Source organism: Pseudomonas putida, from assembly GCF_030159595.1.
Classification (GTDB): Bacteria; Pseudomonadota; Gammaproteobacteria; order Pseudomonadales; family Pseudomonadaceae; genus Aquipseudomonas; species Aquipseudomonas putida_AC.
Map to the genome: position 1 here is coordinate 224,560 of NZ_BSKJ01000009.1, position 16,169 is coordinate 240,728.

Here is a 16,169-nt window from a genome sequence, read left to right on the forward strand (position 1 = left end):
TGGTGAGGGCCATTCTCGCGGTCGACATGCGCCGAGCAGTAGTGTGATCCCGTGCGATGCTTGCCTGATTCTGCAAATGATCGCGGCTAGCGCCCGAGAGCCACTTCACGCTCACCGCCCATGTACTGCTCCAGGCGACTGCGCAGCCAGCGTTCGGCAGGGTCGCTGTCGGTGGTGCTCAACCAGACCATGGCCAGTTCCAATGCAGCTGTCTCGAATGGCAACGTTTCGGCCTGAAGGTTGCCCCAACGCTCCATGCCTTGTGCGGCGAAGTCCGGGCAGCAGGCCAGCAGGTCGGTGCCGGCCAGAATCGCCGGCAATGAACTGAACTGCGGCACCGACAACACCACCTTGCGTTCACGGCCGATCTCTTTCAGCCAGTCGTCGACCACGCCCTGCGTATTGGCGGTGGGCGAGACCTGAACGTGCGGGCGGGCGCAAAACTCATCCAGCGTCAGTGGCGTGGCTGACTTGTCGGCCCGCACCACCCTGCCCTGCATCGTGCGCAGCACCTTGCGCTTGGCGTTGGCTGGCAGCCCTTTGGTCTGGCTGATGCCAACCGTCACATCGCCCGCTGCCAGCAAGTCTGGAATGCGCCAGTAATCCACATGCTGCACAACCACCACCACATTCGGCGCCTCCACCCGCAGGGCCCGCAGCAGTGGCGGCAGCAGCCCCGACTCCACGTCATCGGACAAACCGATGCGGAACGTCATGTTGCTGGTCGCTGGGTCAAAGTCATGGGACAGGCTGAGGGCGATGGACATCGCATCCAGCGCCGGGGTGAGGTACTTGATCACCTCCTCGGCCCTGGCCGACGGCTCCATCCGGTTGCCCACGCGGATCAGCAACGGGTCGTTGAACATCGCCCGCAACCTGGCCAACGCGGCGCTGACCGTGGGTTGGGCGATGAACAGTTTTTCCGCCGCACGGGTGAGGTTGCGCTCCTGCATCAGGGCTTCGAACACCACCATCAGGTTGATATCGGCTTTGCGCAGTTCGTTACGGTTCATTGGCACTCCTGGGCCATGCTTGTTGTGCGGGTTCAACTCCAGCATTGACAGTAACTCCGATCGAGTCAAAACCGCTAAACCTGAACATGCACTGGCGGCATATCGATCAAAGCCCGGGCTCAGCCGCATCAACAGCCGGTGCTTGAGGGGCTGGCAGGGACCATTCGCCGCGAGGCGTACCTGATGGCCTACAGTGATGCGTTCTACCTTGCGTGCCTGGCACTGGCGGGTTGTGCGGTGGCGGCGTTGCTGCTGCGCGCCAAGCGGGCCGCGTGAGGGGGCTGGTACACTGCCTGTCCACCCACTGGCCCGACAGACCAACAGCATGAACCCGACGCGCTATGCCACCGTGGCAAAGGACTTGATGCAAGGCATCGCCAGCGGCCGCTACCCGGTGGGCAGCCTGCTGCCGACCGAGTTCGAGCTGTGCGACCTGTACGGTGTAAGCCGGCACACGGTGCGTGCGGCCATCGACCAACTGCTCGGACAGGGGCTGGTTTCGCGGCGCAAGCGCGTGGGCACTCGGGTGGAGGCCAGCAGCCCGCTCGGTGGCTATTCACAGTCGCTGGCCAGCGTGGCCGACCTTGCACAGCAGACCGAAACCCAGCAGCGCGACATCCAGGCCGTGCACCACTTCGTCGCCGACCTTGACGAGGCGGCGCGACTGGGGTTGGTACCTGGGGAGCACTACTTCTGCGTATCCAGCATCCGCGTCGACCGCCTGCACAATGCGGCGCCGCTGTGCTGGAGCGACGTGTATGCGCAGCGTGACTATGCCGAGGTCATCGAACTGGCCCGCAAGCACCCCGAGCAACTGATTGCAGGGTTGATCGAGCAGCACTATGGCCGGTCGATCGCGGTGATCGACCAGCAGGTGCGAGCAGTGCTGCTGACCGCAGAAATGGCCCGTGCGCTGAAGGCCGAGGCGGGTTCACCTGGGCTGAAGATCATTCGCCATTACCGCGAGGAAAACGGCGATTTGATGGCAGTTTGCGAGACCGTGCACCCGGATGACCGCTTTACCCTGGTGACCCAGATGCGCCGGGACCGCTCGCCTGCCTGATCCGTCCAGGCCGCTCCTACAGGGCCTCGAGTTGCCTTTCGGCATCGATCAATTGCCGCATGCGCGCCGTGGTCACCCGATGATCCCGCGCCAGCCACGCGTAGATCGTCGGCAGCACGAACAATGTGAACAACGTCCCCACCAGCATCCCGCACACAATCACCACCCCCAGCCCAAAGCGGCTATTGGCTCCGGCACCGCTGGCGAACAGCAGCGGCAATACGCCGAACGTCATCGCCGCGGTGGTCATCAGCACTGGCCGCAAACGTATCTGCGCAGCACGGACGATAGCCGCCGCGCGGTCCAGGTTGTCGCGCACCTGGATCTCGTTGGCGAACTCCACCATCAGGATGCCGTGCTTGCTGATCAGGCCGATCAACGTCACCAGGCCGATCTGCGTGTAGATGTTCAGGGTGGCCCAGCCCAGCGCCAGTGGCAGCAGCGCACCGCAAATCGACAGCGGCACGGTCACCAGGATGATCAGCGGGTCAACAAGGCTTTCGTACTGCGCAGCCAGCACCAGATAGATCACCACCAGGGCGGCAAGAAACGCCCACATCAACGCAAAGCCTTCCTGCACATACTGGCGTGATTCCGATTGCCAGTCGTGGCTGAAACCAGGCGGCAAGTCACCAGCCAGTTGCTCCAGGAACGCCACGGCGTTGCCCATCGAAACACCCGGCGCCGGAATCGCCTGCAAGGTACTGGCGTTCTGCTGATCGAACTGCAGCAAGCGGTTGGGGGCCACCTCGATGTCCAGGTGCACCACCGTGGCCAGCGGCACCAGGCTGCCGTCCTCGGCGCGCACATACTGGCGGTTCAGCGCCGCAGGCGTCAGGCGTTGATCCTGCAGGCTCTGTGGAATCACGTCGTAAGAGCGCCCGAACAGGGCAAAGCGGTTGAGGTACTGCTCGCCCACCAGTACACCCAGCGACTCGCCTATGGCCTGCATGCTGATGCCCAGGCTGGCCGCCTTGGCCCGGTCGACGCGCACCTTGACCACCGGGTTGTTGTAGTCGAGGTCGCTGTCCACCACGGCGAACAGGCCGCTGTCACGGGCGCGTTGCTTGAGCGCTTCCATGGTCTGGTACAGCTCGGGGTAATCCTGGGCGCTGCGCAGCACCATCTGCACCGGCAGGCCGCCACTGGAACCCGGCAGCGAAGCGACCTGGAAGGCGAAGATACTGCTGCCTTCGATGTCCGCCACGGCCTGCTGCAACTGCGCCTGCACCTGTGCTGCGGAACGCTCGCGCGCTTGCCAGGCGCTGAGGTTGATACCACCGAAACTCGCGGCCGGGCCGTCGGTGCCGTTGATGATCCAGGTGTCGGTGGTCTCGCCGATCGACTTCATCACCTGGTCCAGCTTCAGGGCAAAGCGCTCCACATAATCCAGGCTGGCATGCTGCGGCGACTTGATGGCAGTCAGCACCGCCGCCTGGTCTTCGGGTGGGGCCAGCTCGCGCTGGGGCAACAGGTACAGCCAGGGCAGGCTCAGGCATACCAGCAGCGCCACGCCGCCACTGATCCAGCGATGTGAAAGCGTATAAGCCAGCATCCGACCATAAACGCCGGTCAGCGCACCAAACAACCGATCGGCCCAATTGGCCATCGCGCCATGCTGCTGGCCCGGCTGCAACAGCAGCGAGCTCATCACCGGCGACAAGGTCAGCGCGACAATGCCAGACACGATCACCGCCCCCGCCAAGGTCAGGGCAAACTCGCGGAACAGCGTGCCGGTCAACCCGCCCATCAGCCCAATCGGCGCGTACACTGCCGCCAGGGTCAGGGTCATGGCGATCACCGGTCCGGCAATTTCCCGCGCCCCAGCCAATGCCGCAGCCACTGGCGACTTGCCCTCTTCGATATGGCGGTGCACGTTCTCCACCACCACGATGGCATCGTCCACCACCAGGCCGATGGCCAGCACCATCGCCAGCAAGGTCAGCAGGTTGAGGCTAAAACCGAACAACAGCATCAGGCCCGCAGCGCCGAGCATCGACAGCGGAATGGCGACCACCGCGATCACTACGCTGCGCAGCGAGCCCAGGCACAGCCAGATCACCAGCACCACGATCAACATCGCCTCCACCAGCGTGCGCAGCACCTCATGGATCGAAGCATCGATGAAACGTGCGGTCTCATAGGCCAGCGCCACCTTCACCCCGGGTGGCAGGGTCTGCTGGATCTGCGGTAGCAGCTGGCGAATACCCTCGACGATCACCAGCGGGTTGCCAGTCGGCGTGGGGAACAGTCCCAGGTGCACGGCAGGCTTGCCGTCCATGGTGGCGCTGGTCTGGGTGGCCGCTGCGCTCAGTTCGACGGTGCCGACATCGCGCAGGCGCACCAGGTCGGTGCCATCGTTGCGGATGATCAGCTCACGGAAGTCCTCGACCCGTGTCAGGTCGGTATCCACCTGGATATCGGCCAGCACATACTGCCCGCGCACCTGCCCCGGCGTCGCCTGGTAATTGTTTGCGCGCACCGCCTGCGCCACATCGGCGGCCGTCACCCCGCGCCCGGCCATCTGCTCGCTGTCCAGCCACAGGCGCATGGCCAGGCGCTGCCCGCCGAACGACTGCACCTTGGCCACACCGTCGATGCCAGAGAACTGCGGTTCCACCACGCGTGACAGGTAGTCGCTCAGTTCTGGTATCGACAGGCTGTCGCTGGCGAAGCCGACGTAGGCCACGGCAGTGGAGTCGCCGGCCGAAAGTTCCACCACCGGGTCGTAGGCCTTTTCCGGCAGGCGATAGCGCACCTGGTTGACCTTGGCCATGGTCTCGGCCAGCGCCTGGGTCGAATCGCGGTTGAGCACCATGCGCAAGGTGATCAGGCTGCGCCCCTGCTGCGACGACGAAGAGAGGTAATCGATACCCTCGACCGACGATACGGCCTGGGTGATCGGCTGGGTCACGAAGCCCTGCATCAGCTCGGCGGAGGCACCGGGGTACTCGGTGCTGATGGTAATGGTCGAGCTTGCCAACAACGGGTACTGACGGATCGACAACTTGCCCATGGCAAACAGCCCCATCAGGATGATCAGGCTGCTGACCACCAGCGCCAGCACCGGACGGCGCACGAAGACATCGGTAAGTTTCACGATTGCCGTCCTCCCTGGCTGGCCTGCAGGCTGTCCTGCTCGACGGGTTCGACCGGCATGCCGTCACTGAGCTTCAACTGGCCGGAAACCACCACCCGGTCACCGGGCGCCAGGCCGGAGGTGACCTCCACCTGCCCCTGCCAGCGCTCACCGGTGGTTACCCGCACCCGGCTGACCCGGGTGCCATGCGCCGGGTCCTGGGTCGCGACGAACACCGTCTGGCCATAAGCGGTGTAAGTGATCGCGGTTTCCGGCACAGCCAGCACAGTCGACGGCTGCGCAGCATCCAGGCGCACGCCAGCGTACATGCCCGGCTGCAACTGCCCACCCGGGTTCGGCAAAGCTGCCTGCACCTGCACCAGGCGCGCCTTGCTGACCACCGGATCGACCGCTACCACCCGGGCCTGGAAGCCTTGCCCGCGCACTGCGTCCACCGTCAGTGCCAGCACTTGCCCGACGTGCACGTCGGGGGCGGCCTGTTCGCCCAGGGCAAAATTCACATGCAACTGACTGATATCAGCCAGGCTGACGATGGCCTCGCCGGCGCCCAGGTATTGGCCCTGATGCACCCGGCGAATGCCCAGCTTGCCGGCAAACGGTGCGCGAATGGCCTTCTGCGCGATCAGCGCCTCGACATGCTGTAACTCACCACTGACCACGTCCACGGCAGTGGCGGCGTTGTCCAGCAGCTCTTGCGACACGGCATTCATCGCCCGCAGCTTGCGGCTGCGCTGCAGCACCACTTCAGCGTTACGCAATTTCGCCCGCAACTGCACCCGCTGGGCCTGCTCCGGCGCGTCGTTGAGCTGCACCAGCAACTGCCCGGCCGTTACCGCCTGCCCCGACTCGAAGGCGATGCGGGTAATACGCCCCGCCGTCTCGGCCGCTACCTGCACCTGGTTGACCGCCTCCAGCTCCCCCGAAGCAAAGTTCTGCCGCGCCAACTGCACCTGTTCGGCCGTGGCCAGCGCCACCTTGGTCGCCGGCCACGCCGCCGCCGCAGGTGGAGCCGAGCCGCTACCCACCAGCGCATAGGCAGCAGCCAGCACACCCGCTACAGCGCCGGCCCAGGCCAGTAACATCCGTTTGTTCATGCAGAGCTCCGATCATGGGGAAAGCGGTTGCGAGGAAGATCGGGCAGGACTATAAGAGCTCAACTTAACTTGAGGTCAACAGGCATGGCGGCGGACAACACGCGGATGCTCACAGTGGGTGAAGTGGCCAAACGCAGCGGCGTGGCGGTGTCCGCGCTGCACTTCTACGAGGCCAAGGGGCTGATCGCCAGCGTCCGTACGGCCGGCAACCAACGCCGCTACCCCTCACTGGTGCTGCGCACGCTGGCGATCATCAAGGTGGCACAGCGCACCGGTATTCCGCTGGAGGAAATCAAGCAGGCATTCAGCCGTTATGCGCCCAACAGCAAGCTTACGGCGGCGCAATGGGGCGAGATGTCCACGGCCTGGCGCGAAGACCTCAATGCCCGCATCCGCACGCTGGAAGCGTTGCGCGACAGCCTGGACAACTGCATTGGTTGCGGCTGCCTGTCGCTGGAAGACTGCCCGCTGCGCAACCCCGAGGATGTGCTGGCCAAGGAAGGTACCGGGGCGCGCATCCTCGAGAAGAAGGCCCGCTAGCCTCGCCCTCTCAAGCCATGTGCGCTCTCATGGAAAAAACATAACGCATTGATTTAGCGAACCCGCTCCCGCGATGATCACTGTTCTCTGCAGGACAGCGCGGCCCAGGGAACCGGACAATCTCCTACAGGGACCGCGTGGCTTGAAGGTGATGCGCGTCAGGCGGTTCCGGGCCGGACATGTCGTCCGGCCTGCGCCATCACCAGATGGCGATATCGTAGGTAAGGTACAGGCGATTGCTGTCTCGGCCACGTGCGAAATCTGATCGATACGCATAGTTGCGCAGCTTCACGCCCAGCCCTTTCAGCGGCCCGGCCTGCAGCACATAGGCGATCTCGGTATCACGCTCCCATTCCTTGATGCCCTCGCCACCCGAACGGCCATCATCGCCACTCAAGTAACGCGCCATGAAGGTCAGACCAGGTACGCCGGCGGCAGCGAAGTTGTACGCGTAGCTGGCCATCCAGGTTTTCTCTTCCTCCTCGATGAACTTGCCGATGCCGACGTTGCTGAACGAATACACGGTCGCACCACTGATGTACGGCAAGCCGGCTTCACCATCAAGCACCTGATAGCCGGCGCCCAGGGAATGGCCGGAATGCGCATACGTCACCTGGCCGCTGAACATGTGGTTATCGATGCCGCCGCCGTAGGCCGCGCCGCTGTCGCGGCTCTTGAAGTAGCGCAAGTCGGTGGTCAGTACCCCGCCGGCCAGCGGCAGGTCATGCACCAGCCCGGCAAAATCCTGGCGATAGAAGTGCTCTAGCTGGCCATGGTAGAAACTCAGGCGCAGTTGTTTGCTGACGGCATAATCGGCACCGGCAAAGCTGAAGTCCCCTGATTTGCCGCCGCCATAGCCGTCCAGATAAATACCAGTACTGTCGGACGAGTCACGCTGCTTGAAGCGGTCCAGGTGCCCGACCGTCAGGGTCAGCCCGTCGATATCGGTGCTGGTCAGCTGAGTGCCCTGATAGGTCTGCGGCAGCAGCCGCGCATCGTTATAGACCAGCACGGGTGTCTTGGGCAGCAAGGTGCCGTGCTTGACCACGGTCTGGCCCAGGCGTGCCTTGGCTGTTACCCCGGCACTGGCGAACTCTTGCGCTGCACGGCCATCGTCGTGCACCGGCAGAAGCCCCGTGCCACTGCGCCCACGACCGGAGTCCAGGCGCACCCCTACCAGCCCGAGCGCATCCAGGCCCACCCCCACCGTACCTTGGGTAAACCCTGACTGGTAATCGAGCAGAAAACCTTGAGCCCACTCCACCCGTTCGCTTTTGGCGCTGGCGGCAGCGCGGGCGCTCATGCCGTGCTCGTCACGGAAATTCTCGTTGAAATACACGTTGCGCAACTGCAGCTTGAGCTTGCTGTCGTCGACAAAACCGGAAGCGCCGGCAACAGGCAGCCAGCCGCAAAGCAGGCCACAGGTGGCCCCACGGAACACAGCTCGGGACATGATCGGTACTCTATTGTTGTTTTCGGAATGAGCTGGAGACGCGGGCGCCAGGCAGCACCCGTCAATGCTTAGACGAAGAAGGACAATGCGCCCGTGAGCAACGCCAGCGCTGTGATCACCAGCGATGTGAGCACGGCCCATTTGAAGGTGGCCTTCTGGAAGTCACCGATGTCTCGGTCGACCATGCCCACCAGCAACAACGTCGAAGCCACCAGCGGGCTCATCAGGTGCACCGGCTGGCCGAGTACCGAGGCGCGGGCAATTTCCAGCGGGTCGATGCCGTAAGCCGCTGCGGCGTTGGCCAGGATCGGCACCACACCGAAGTAGTAGGCGTCGTTGGACAACACGAAGGTCAGCGGCATGCTGGTCAGCGCCACTACCAAGGGGAACCAGTGGCTCCATTCTTCGGGAATCCAGTCCACCAGGGTTTGCGCCAGGGCGTCGACCATCTTGGTGCCTGAAAAGATCCCGGCAAAGATACCCGCGGCGAACACCAGCAACACCACCGTCATGGCATTACCCGAATGCGCCAGGATGCGCTCCTTCTGCAATTCCAGCTGCGGGTAATTGATCATCAGCGCGGCGACGAAGCCGATCATGAACAGGATGGCGGCATGCATCAGCCCCATCACCAGCGCGGCCATGACGGCGATCACCAGCAACAGGTTCACATAGGCCAGGCGCGGGCGCTTGTACGGGTTGTCGCCAAGGATTTCCTTGATGTAGCAGTTGCCACCACCGGACTCCAGGGCGATGTTGCCGATACGGCGGCGTTCGGTGCGCCCCAGCAGGAAGGCCGTGAACACCACCCAGGCCGCACCACCGATCATGGTCGGCAGCATCGGGATGAAGTACTCGCTGGCGTCCAGCCCAAGCGCGGCGATGGCCCGCGTGGCAGGCCCTCCCCAGGGGCTCAACCCACTCATGATGCTCAGTGACAGCATCGACACCGTGGCCAGGATCATCGGGTTCATGCCGATACGCTTGTAGAGCGGCAGCATGGCGGCACAGGTGATCATGTAGGTGGTCGTGCCGTCACCGTCCAGCGCCACCAGAAGTGACAGCAGTGCCGTGCCGATGGCGATCTTGACCGGGTCGCCGTTTACCCGCTTGAGGATCTTGCGAATCAAAGGATCGAACAGGCCGGCATCGATCATCAGGCCGAAGAACAGGATGGCAAACAGCAGCAGCGCTGCCGATGGCGCGACCATTTTCAGGCCATCGAGCATCATCTTGCCGAGTTCGGGGGCAAAGCCGCCGATGACGGCGAAGACGATCGGGACAACGGTCAGCGCAACGATAGGCGACAGGCGCTTGCTCATGATCAGGTAGGTGAACGTCACCACCATGATCAGGCCCAGGAGTGCGAGCATGGTCTTTCTCTCTTGTTTTTATTGTGCGTGGCCGCCCGCCAGGCAGGCAGCCTCCTACCCCACTCGGCATCGCGGTGATGTCGCGTGGAATTTTAAGTCAGGCTTGGGTGTGGCGACGCGCGTTCAGACGTGGCGCCGTGGCTCCACGGGCCAAGTGGCCTGAGCGGGTGCGGGTGCGGGTGCGACTGGCTGCTCGGCCTGCACGCCATCCAGGGTGCGCAACAGGATCTCCCGCTCACAGGCATTCTCGGACAGCGAGATCACCACGGTGGCCACCGCATTGCTGGCAAGGCTGGTCAGGGCCCGGGCTTCGGACATGAATCGGTCGATACCGATCAGCAGCGCCAGGCCAGCCAGCGGAATATCGTGGATCACGGTCAGGGTCGAGGCCAGGGCAACGAAACCACTGCCTGTCACCCCGGCGGCGCCCTTGGACGACAGCAACATGATCGCCAGCATGGTCAGCGTCTGCCCCAGGGTGATGTCGATGTTGCAGGCCTGGGCGATGAAGATGGCCGCCAGCGACAGGTAGATGGCTGTGCCATCGAGGTTGAACGAGTAACCGGTTGGCAACACCAGGCCTACCACACCCTTCTTGCAGCCCAGCTTTTCGAGTTTTTCCAGCATGCGCGGCAGCACGGGCTCGGTGGACGAAGTACCCAGCACTACCAGGAATTCCTCTCGGAAATAGCGCAGCAGTTTCCACAGGCTGAAACCATGGGCACGGCAGATGCCACCCAGTACGACCAGTACGAAGAACGCACAGGCGATGTACAGCGTACCCACCAGCTTGGCCAGGGCACCGAGTGAGGTGATGCCGTACTGCCCGACGGTAAAAGCCAGCGCACCAAAGGCACCCACCGGCGCGAAGCGCATCAGGTAGCCAAAAATGCGAAACACCATGGTCGAGGCAGACTCCAGCACATCCAGCACTGGCTTGCCCTTGTCCCCCATGGACGACAGGGCAAAGCCGCTGAGCACGGCGATGAACAGCACCGGCAACACTTCGCCCTTGTTGAAGGCACCGATGAAGGTATCGGGAATGATGTGCATGAAGAAATCGACAACGCCCAGCTTGGCTGCCGAGGCGGTGTACTGGCCAAGGCCTTCGGTGCTGAGGGTGGCGGGATCGATGTTCATGCCCACGCCTGGTTTGAACAGGTAAACCGCCGCCAGGCCAATCACCAGGCTCACCACCGTGAGGCCCAGGAACAGCAGCAACGTCTTGCTCATCAGGCGCCCCAGCGAGCGCTTGTCGGTCATCCCGGCGATGCCGGTGACAAGGGTGCAGAACACCACTGGGGCGATCATCATCTTGATCAGCTTGATGAAGGCATCGCCCAAGGGCTTGAGCGCAACGGCCTGTTGGGCCCAGAAGTGGCCGACCAATACACCCAGCAGGACGGCGCAGAGGATCTGGAAATACAGCGATTTGGCGAGTTTCATGGGGCATCACCATTGTTGAAATTGTGCGGATGCGCTTGGTGCATGTGTAAAGCAAGCGGCTGGGCCGCCTCTAGCTACCCTGCCAGCCTGCGCAAGGTAGGGGCGTAGACAAAGCCTGAAAAGAGCCGCCGGGCGGTTCGCACCACCGAAACCTGGGTCGTGTTGCCGTCGCCACCACTGCGCGACAGCGCCACATCGATACCCCCGCTCGGGTGCTCAAGGCGCACTTCGGTCAATTGCAGCGCGCCCTCGCCAAGCAGCTCGCCGAGTACCGTGCCGGGGCTGACGCAGGCAGTCGCCAGCCCTACCGCCCCGGTGATGGCCAAAGCACGGTGGCAGTTGTGCGGCATGAAGTAACGCACCTGCAACGTGCCGTCGTACCGTGGCGCAGACACCAGCACCGGCTTGGGGATTACCATGCCACTGACGTCGCCAAGGCCCATGGCCTTGCCAGCTTTCAGGCGCAGCGCTTCAAGGCGCTTGAGCAGTTGGTCATTGGCATCGAGTTCTACTGGGGTTTCCGATCCGGTCACGCCTAGTTGACTGGCCTGCACGACCATCATGGGCATGGCCATGTCGATGCAGGTGACCGGAACGCCATCGATCACGTCCGTGGCCTTGCCGGTGGGGAACAGCTTGCCGGTCTTGCTACCAACGGCATCGAGGAAAGTCAGGTGCACCGGGGCGGCTGTGCCCGGTACACCATCGATTGCCGTGCGCCCTTCGTAGCGCACGATACCGCCGGGGGTTTCCACCAGCGAGTTGACCAAGGTGCCGGTGTTCAGGTTGCGGATGCGGACCAAGGTCTTGCCATCCTGGCCTTTCACCAGGCCTTGCTCGATGGCGAACGGGCCCACGGCGCACAGCATGTTGCCGCAATTGGGCGCGGTGTCGACGCGGCGCTGGGCAACCATCACCTGAACGAACAGGTAATCGACGTCAGCCTCGGGATGCAACGAAGGGCTGACGATTGCCACCTTGCTGGTTTGCGGGCTGCCGCCACCGATGCCATCGATTTCCAGCTCATGGCCGGAGCCCATCAGGTTGATCAGCAACTCGTCGCGTTCGACCACATTGGCAGGCAGATCCCAGGCGTGGAAGAACGGCCCTTTCGAGGTACCACCGCGCATGAGTACGCAAGGAATTCGTTGCATGATTTTGCACTCTTGTTGATCAATGGACATCATTGATGCTGTGAGCAAAAGAGTGACAGGCATGGATAAATCAATCCAATGCAAATATCGTAGCCATTATTGCGATTCAAACATCAATCAAACACGGCGACAGTAGCGGGTTTTCTTATGGAATATGAGCTGCAAGATATCAGATCTTTCGTGAAAATCGCCGAACTTGGCAGTTTCCACGAGACCGCCGAGGCGCTTCACCTATCCCAGCCGGCCTTGAGTCGACGAATCAAGAAGCTCGAGGAAGGCCTGGGTACCTCGCTACTGGAGCGCACCACACGCCGGGTCAGCCTGACCAGCGTGGGCCGCGACTTCCTGCCCAAGGCCAGGCGCCTGCTGGATGATTTTGAAGACTCGATCCTCAGCATCCGCGAGCTGGCCGAGCGCCAGACCGGCCAGGTTACCCTCGCCTGCATTCCCACCGCAGCGTTCTACTTCCTGCCATCGGTGATCCGCGATTACAACGAGCAGTACCCGAAAATCCGCATTCGCCTGCTGGACCTTAGCGCCAACGACGGGCTCGAAGCCGTGTTGCGCGGCGAGGCCGACTTCGGCATCAACATGATGAGCGGCCAGCACCCGGACATCGAGTTTGTCACGCTGGTGCAAGAGCACTTTGTGCTGGCCTGCAGGCGGGACCACCCACTGGCGAACCGGGCCTCCGTTACCTGGACGGAACTGGCTGACTACCGCCTGATCGGCGTCGGCCGCCTGAGCGGCAACCGCATGCTGCTGGACCACGCGTTGTCGGGGCTCAACCTGCGGCCCAAATGGTTTTACGAAGTGCAACACCTGTCCACGTCGCTGGGCATGGTCGAGGCCGGGCTGGGCGTATCGGCCATGCCCAGCCTGGCCATGCCCGACGCCGACCACCCGACGCTGGTCAGTGTGCCGCTGATCGAGCCGCAGGTTAGCCGCACCCTGGGGTTGGTGTACCGGCGCGGCGCATCGTTGTCGCCTGCGGCGGAGAAGTTCGTTTCGATCCTTCTGCAGCAGTGGCCCAACCGTTGAATCGCCGCTGCGCAGGCAGGTGAGTTCAGGCGTCCTTACCCAGCACAAAGCGGTCGAAATGTTCGATGTGCTCATCCAGGTTGTCTTCGAGCATCATCCGGTATTGCTCACAGAAGTACTTCAGAATCTCTTCCCGGGCTGCCGCCAGCTCCGCGCCCGACTTGAAGCTGCGGGCGCTCATCCAGGCGCTGAAACGCGTGGCGCCGAAGGTCAGCGAAGCACTTACCTTGCCCAGGTCTTCGAATTTTTCAATCTGCTGGTTGGCCAGGTCGATGTGCGCATCGGCGCGGTCATAGAAGGCCTGATCGGTAGCTTGGGTCATTGCGGTTCACCTTGTAACGGATGCCCAAGCCTTGCATGGCGGCGCGCATACATGCAAGGCTGAAAAAGGATCATCCATAACGAAAAAGGAAGCAAAGCACCTTATGCTTGGAATCACACGTATCCATCGCTACTTGCGCCCACTGCCTGCAAACCGAACTGCAGCCAGTGGGCGTGACCTCAAGGCCAAACGAGCCGCCCGCCTCACCTCACAGATTGCAAACCTCCTCTGCACTCCCCGCTCTGCCCCGCCTTATCTCTGTGTCGCACCTGAGCGTGCACCTGACAAACGCGTGCCCCCGACCTGACTGCCGACGCTGCTGCTCACACGCCGTGCTCGCTTTTTACAGGCGAGATGTCTGACGCACCCACAGGGGCAACACCTAATGCTTTTCTTTCAAGGTAAACAGATTCTCAGCGCCATCTTCGATATGGATGGCACCCTCTTCGACACCGAGCGCTTGCGCTTCAAGACGCTGAAGCAAGCCTCGCTGGAAATCTTCGGCAAAGCGCTGAGCGAGGACACATTGATCGGCTCGCTGGGCCTGAGCGCGACAAAGGCCGAAGCCCTTGCCAAAGCGCATAACGGTGAAGCATTCCCGTACGCCGAGATCCGCAAACGCGCGGATGAACTTGAGCTGGAGTATGTGCGCAATCACGGCGTACCGATCAAGGCCGGCCTGCTGGAAGTGCTGGAACGCCTGCGCAAGTCGGGCCTGACCATGGCCGTGGCCACCTCCAGCCGCCGCGCCATTGCCGAGGAGTACCTGATCAACGCCAACGTGCTGAAGTACTTCGACATCACCGTGTGCGGCGATGAGGTCAGCCAAGGCAAACCCCACCCCGAGATATTTTTGAAAGCCGCCCGTGCGCTCAATTGCCAGCCAGGCCAGTGCTTCATGGTCGAGGACTCGGAAAACGGTATGCTTTCGGCCATGCGCGCCGAAGGCCAGGCAATCCTGATCGAGGACATCAAACCACCCGCCCCCGAGATCAAGGCAGGCGCGCTGAAGGCCTACCGCAGCATGGCCGAATTCCTGGCCGACCTGAGCGAGTGCGTTCCCGACCTGGGCATGCCCACACTGAACGACAGCTTCCCGGCCTCGCTGAACCAGTTCCGGGTGGGCATTCATGGGTTCGGCGCCATTGGCGGTGGCTACCTGGCGCAGGTATTTTCCCATTGGGATGGCTACACCCGGCCTTGCGAAATCATCGCCGCCACCCGCTCGCGCCTGCTGCGCGAAAGCGTCAATGCCTTCGGCCGTTACAGCGTGCGCTACAGCGCCACCTCATTCGACCAGACCCTCGACAATGTACGCATGATCGACATGGACGATGAGGATGCGCTGATCCGTATGTACACCGCCGCCGAGATTGTAGGCCTGAGCCTGCCCGAGCAGGCCATCCGCAACCAGGCGAAGGTGATTGCCAAAGGTTTGTTGCAACGCTTCGAACGCCGTGGCCGTGAGCTGACGTTGCTGATCGTGCTGAACAAGGTGGGCGGTGCTGCATTCGTGCGCCGGCATGTGCAAGCGGAGCTGGCATTGCTGTGCGCGCCGGCAATCTGCGATCAGGTGCTTGAGAAAACCCGTTTCGCCGAAACGGTGGTCAGCCGTATCGTTTCCAAGCTCACCAACAACGCGTTGGTGCGGCAACTGCGGATCAAGTCTCAGATGTTCCAGAACAGCCTGGAAGACGAGTCGGCACTCGCTACAAAGGCACCCACGCCAGTCCCTGAATACGAACGCCTGATCGGGCGCTTCAGGCCCTTTGCCCAGACCCGCAGCGCCATGAGCCAGCTGCACCTGATCCTGTTCAACAGCGAACCCGACATGCCGCTGTATGCAGAGCGTGGTAGCGACCTGCTGGAGCGCCTGCGCCAGGTGAAGACCGTGCCGGACATCACCCAGATCCAGGTCATCAAGAACCGCCTGTGGAATGGCCCGCACGCCATCGTCGCCTGGTATGCAAGCCTGCTGGGCCATGACTCGATTGGCCAGGGTATGGGCGATGCACGCGTGAGCGAGCTGGCCGAGCGGCTGATTCGCCAGGAAGTCGCGCCCGCACTGGTGGCGGAGTATCCGCAGATGGCCGAGGTGGTCAGCCGTTTTGCCGATACCTTCCTGGAGCGCTGCAAAACCTCGTTCAAAGACCCTTGTGCCCGGGTGGGGCGTGACCCGTTGCGCAAGCTTCAGCGCAACGAACGCATTTTCAGCAGCATCGACCTGGCACGCCGGCACGGTATTCAAACCCCGGGCCTGACGTTGGGTGCAGCACTCGCCATTCACCATGCCTTGCGCGGCAAAGACACCAAGGACCTGGAGGCCCAGGCGATCAGGCAGGTCTACCTGGCCAATGACGCCCGCGTCGAAGCTGTGCTTACCCATGACGGCGACTACAACGGCAAGCGATTTCCAGGGTTGGACCCGATCAGGGATGCGCAACTGATCACGGCCATTTCAGGTGCTTTTCGGCAATACCCGCAAAGGCATGCCGCTAAAACGCTTCTGATGCAAGTCAGTTAACCGAGGCCGCCTTGCGGCCCATCGCCGGCAAGCCAGCGCCCACAAG

12 protein-coding genes are annotated in these 16,169 nt (G+C 62.6%); 4 read left to right on the plus strand and 8 right to left on the minus strand.

Annotated elements, in window-relative coordinates:
* Positions 1–86 precede the first annotated feature (86 nt).
* A complete protein-coding gene (locus QQL85_RS20490; RefSeq protein WP_434482163.1) occupies positions 87–1,013 on the minus strand; it encodes a LysR substrate-binding domain-containing protein in 927 nt (308 codons plus the stop codon).
* Between the two features lie 325 nt (positions 1,014–1,338).
* Between QQL85_RS20490 and QQL85_RS20495 the strand changes: the two genes are divergently transcribed.
* Complete coding sequence (locus tag QQL85_RS20495; protein ID WP_284356552.1) at positions 1,339–2,076, plus strand: GntR family transcriptional regulator; 738 nt, start codon at positions 1,339–1,341, stop codon at positions 2,074–2,076.
* 16 nt (positions 2,077–2,092) lie between these two features.
* On the opposite strand, the gene QQL85_RS20500 is transcribed toward QQL85_RS20495, so the two are convergent.
* A complete protein-coding gene (locus QQL85_RS20500; RefSeq protein WP_284356553.1) occupies positions 2,093–5,176 on the minus strand; it encodes a MexW/MexI family multidrug efflux RND transporter permease subunit in 3,084 nt (1,027 codons plus the stop codon).
* Positions 5,173–6,270: an efflux RND transporter periplasmic adaptor subunit gene (locus QQL85_RS20505; protein WP_284356554.1), complete on the minus strand. Its 1,098-nt coding sequence runs from the start codon at positions 6,268–6,270 to the stop codon at positions 5,173–5,175. The genes QQL85_RS20500 and QQL85_RS20505 overlap by 4 nt, the downstream gene beginning before the upstream one ends.
* A gap of 84 nt (positions 6,271–6,354) precedes the next feature.
* Between QQL85_RS20505 and soxR the strand changes: the two genes are divergently transcribed.
* A complete protein-coding gene (gene soxR, locus QQL85_RS20510; protein ID WP_284356555.1) occupies positions 6,355–6,810 on the plus strand; it encodes a redox-sensitive transcriptional activator SoxR in 456 nt (151 codons plus the stop codon).
* Positions 6,811–7,009: 199 nt separating this feature from the next.
* Here soxR and QQL85_RS20515 read toward each other — a convergent pair whose 3' ends face one another.
* The 4 genes from QQL85_RS20515 to QQL85_RS20530 form a co-directional block, all read right to left on the minus strand.
* Positions 7,010–8,263, minus strand: coding sequence for an OprD family porin (locus QQL85_RS20515; RefSeq protein WP_284356556.1), 1,254 nt, complete (start codon positions 8,261–8,263; stop codon positions 7,010–7,012).
* A gap of 68 nt (positions 8,264–8,331) precedes the next feature.
* Positions 8,332–9,636, minus strand: coding sequence for a CitMHS family transporter (locus tag QQL85_RS20520; RefSeq protein ID WP_284356557.1), 1,305 nt, complete (start codon positions 9,634–9,636; stop codon positions 8,332–8,334).
* A gap of 123 nt (positions 9,637–9,759) precedes the next feature.
* Positions 9,760–11,082, minus strand: coding sequence for a C4-dicarboxylate transporter DctA (dctA, locus tag QQL85_RS20525; protein WP_284356558.1), 1,323 nt, complete (start codon positions 11,080–11,082; stop codon positions 9,760–9,762).
* 74 nt (positions 11,083–11,156) lie between these two features.
* A complete protein-coding gene (locus QQL85_RS20530; RefSeq protein WP_284356559.1) occupies positions 11,157–12,236 on the minus strand; it encodes a 4-oxalomesaconate tautomerase in 1,080 nt (359 codons plus the stop codon).
* Positions 12,237–12,383: 147 nt separating this feature from the next.
* Between QQL85_RS20530 and QQL85_RS20535 the strand changes: the two genes are divergently transcribed.
* A complete protein-coding gene (locus QQL85_RS20535; protein ID WP_284356560.1) occupies positions 12,384–13,277 on the plus strand; it encodes a LysR family transcriptional regulator in 894 nt (297 codons plus the stop codon).
* Positions 13,278–13,302: 25 nt separating this feature from the next.
* Here the strand turns inward: QQL85_RS20535 and QQL85_RS20540 are convergent, their stop codons facing one another.
* A complete protein-coding gene (locus QQL85_RS20540; protein ID WP_284356561.1) occupies positions 13,303–13,599 on the minus strand; it encodes a DUF3144 domain-containing protein in 297 nt (98 codons plus the stop codon).
* A gap of 385 nt (positions 13,600–13,984) precedes the next feature.
* Between QQL85_RS20540 and mtlD the strand changes: the two genes are divergently transcribed.
* Complete coding sequence (gene mtlD, locus QQL85_RS20545) at positions 13,985–16,123, plus strand: bifunctional mannitol-1-phosphate dehydrogenase/phosphatase (RefSeq protein WP_284356562.1); 2,139 nt, start codon at positions 13,985–13,987, stop codon at positions 16,121–16,123.
* The last annotated feature ends 46 nt before the right edge of the window (positions 16,124–16,169 follow it).